Source organism: Frankia sp. CeRuru1 (genome assembly GCF_977966315.1).
In genome coordinates this window covers 1-3,020 of sequence record NZ_CDWWEW010000504.1, presented here as the reverse complement: position 1 = coordinate 3,020, position 3,020 = coordinate 1, and the positions used below count along the sequence as shown (strand labels likewise).

Genomic DNA, 3,020 nt, shown 5'->3' with positions numbered 1-3,020 from the left:
GGTTCGAGGTCACCACGGCGAGTAACGCGCGCGAAGCGGTGACCACGGTGGATGCGGATCGTCCGGATCTTCTGGTGCTGGACGTGATGTTGCCGGACGGGGATGGCTTTGAGCTGTGCCGGCGGTGGCGGGAGTGCGGCATGGAGGTGCCGGTGGTGTTCCTGACCGCGCGGGATCATCGTGCGGACAAAGTCGCGGGGCTGACCTATGGCGGTGATGACTACATCACGAAGCCGTTCGCGATCGACGAGCTGGTCGCCCGGGCCCGCGCGGTGCTGCGCCGGACCCGGCGGGAGCCGGCATCCACGCCGGTGCCGCCGGCGCCGGTGCTCGTGTTCGCCGATGTAACCCTGAACGAGGACACCTGCCTGGTGACCAGGGCCGGTTGCCCGCTCGAGCTGTCACCGACCGAGTTCAAGCTGCTGCGGTATCTGCTGGCTAACCCGAACCGGGTGCTGTCCCGGGAGCAGATCCTGGCCGCGGTGTGGGGGCCGGATTTTGTCGGCGGCGCCACAGTGGTCGACCAGTACGTCAGCTACCTGCGGCGCAAATTGGCTCCGCACGGCCCGCCGCTGATCCACACGCGCCGCGGGTTCGGCTACCTGGTGCGCGAATCCACCCCGGTCTGAGGTCACGGTGACGGGAGGAGCGTCGTGATGTTGCGGACCCGGCTGATGCTTGGCCTGCTCGGGCTGATGACGGTAGCGCTGTCTGTCGCCGGAGCGGCGAGCGCGTTCGCGTTGCGGTCCTATCTCGTCGATCAGACCGACAGCCAGTTGCGCGGGGCACAGACGTTGCTCGGCACTCGCGGACTCGCCTTGATCGCCTCGGCGTCGCCGCTGCTCGGCGGGACTGAGTTGCAACGGACGGTGGCTCCGACCGCGTTCGTGGTGGAGTTGCGGCGGCCGAACGGGGCAGTACTGGCCGTCGCCGGTGACGCCGACATCCCGGTACCCAGCGGCGAGCTGCTCGCTCACGTCGACCATCTCGACAGCCGGATCCAGGCGGGCGCGCCGTTTCCGCTGAAGGTAGGAGGTGTCTCCTACCGGGCGGTGGTCGGAACGCTGCCCAGCGGCGTCACCGACCTGATCGCGCTGCCGATGCGACCGGTGGCAAATACCACGACCCGGCTCGTCCTGGTCGAGGCCGCCGCTGGTGCAGCCGTACTCACGTTGACCGGTACGGCGGCTTGGCTGTTGCTCGGCCGGGGGCTACGCCCGCTGCGGGACATCACCCGTACGGCGGCCGCCATCGCCGGCGGCGACCTGGCTCGGCGGGTCCCGCCGGGGCGTCCGCGCACCGAGACCGGTCAGCTCGCGGCGGCGCTCAACACCATGCTCGGCCAGATTCAGGCAGCCTTCGAGGACCGCCGGCGGTCGGCCGACCGGCTGCGACGGTTTGTCGCGGACGCGTCGCACGAGCTCCGCACACCGGTGACCTCGATCAGGGGATACGTCGACCTTCTGCGCCAGGGCATTGTTCCGCCGGCCGGTAGGGACGATGCGCTACGCCGCGTCCAGGACGAGGCCCGGCGCATGGGCACTCTTGTCGACGACATGCTCTACCTGGCCCACCTCGACGAGGCCCGACCCCTGGAGCAGTCCGCCGTCGACCTGGCTTCCCTCGCCCGCGACGCGGTCGCCGACGCCGCCGCGGTCGAACCCGACCGCCCGCTGCGGCTGCGCGCCCCCGACCACTGCCTGGTGGTCGGCGACCCAGACGCACTCCGCCAAGTGATCGGTAACCTGCTGGCCAACGTGCGCGCCCACATCCCACCCGGCACCCTGGCCGAGGTCAGCCTCACCGCCACTGACGGCCAGGTGTGCCTGCAGGTCCGCGACTTCGGACCTGGGATGAGCCCGACCGACGCCGAACGCGCCTTCGACCGCTTCTACCGGGCGGCCGGCAGCCGCGGCGGTGGCCGGACCGGTAGCGGCCTCGGGATGGCGATCGTCGCCGCCATCGCCGCCGCCCACGGCGGCACCGCCACCCTCGACAGCGCCCCCGGTGCTGGCACCACCGTCCGCATCATCCTCCCCGCCCGCGCAGGGGAAGAATTGGCCGCAGGCCGGCCCGTCAACCTCCTCTGACCGGGGCCGTGGAGCGATCCCGTTCCGACCAGTGACGCCGCGTTCACCGCCTCCGCGGGTTGTCCGGTCATAGCAGGAAAACTGCGAACCCGAATGTGTCTCACATCTTGCCGGGAAAGGGTTCTCATTCTGGGCTGATGTTCTTGCCTTGCTGGCAAGGAACGCGGGCACAACCGGTCCGCGGAAACCGTGACACCCAGCCGGCTGGCTCCCACGGTCACCCGTCGGGGCCACCTGACCATCTCCGATGTCCCGAAGGCAGGTGTCCCGTTCCCATGAACCTTCATGCTCCGGTCCGTCGAGGTCTCGCAACGGCTACCGTTGCCGGCGCGGCGCTGCTGACCATCGCGGCCTGCCAGCCCGGCACCCGGGTAGTGACCGCCGCGCCGGCGACGGCGACCGCCGAGCAGGCGACCGTCCAGCCAACCTCAACGACACCGGTGCCGGCGGCGACGTCGGCTGCCGCGACATCCACGGATGCGGTCGGGAAGGGTGCCGGCGGGCCGGGCTCCCTGACCGTGGCCATCACCTCCCCGGTGGCGGTCTCCGGCCACGTCGACACGGTGGTGAGCTGCCAGACCGCGGGCGCCCGCTACGTGGCGTCGGCCAGCGGCTCGGTCCACGGCTACGCCGTCTCGGACGTCGTGCGGGTGGCCGGCTACCACGGGCCAGGGAGCTACCAGGCTTTGGTGACCGTGTCGATGACCGGCCCGGATGCCCACTACGCGGTCACCGCCGTACCGGCCACCGCCGTACCGGCCACCGCGCAGGCACCGCTACTGGTGGCGACGTCTCCTTCTCGGCGACGACCACCGGCGGCCGAACGCTCGCCGGTTCGATCGGGTGGGCCTGCTCCGCCTAGACGCACATGCGACCAGTAACTTTAGGCGAACATTTGGTAACAAGTCCGCTCGTCGCAGCGGGCGGAGG

At 70.6% G+C, this 3,020-nt stretch carries 3 protein-coding genes; all 3 read left to right on the top strand.

Annotated elements, in window-relative coordinates:
* Window positions 1-629 (top strand): response regulator transcription factor (locus AC08OP_RS23505; protein WP_476616160.1); only part of this gene is annotated, 629 nt, incomplete at its 5' end.
* Window positions 630-656: 27 nt separating this feature from the next.
* A complete protein-coding gene (locus tag AC08OP_RS23500) occupies window positions 657-2,090 on the top strand; it encodes an ATP-binding protein (RefSeq protein WP_476616161.1) in 1,434 nt (477 codons plus the stop codon).
* Between the two features lie 275 nt (window positions 2,091-2,365).
* The gene (locus tag AC08OP_RS23495) at window positions 2,366-2,971 is read left to right on the top strand and encodes a hypothetical protein (RefSeq protein WP_476616159.1); all 606 of its coding nucleotides are present in this window, start codon (window positions 2,366-2,368) and stop codon (window positions 2,969-2,971) included.
* The last annotated feature ends 49 nt before the right edge of the window (window positions 2,972-3,020 follow it).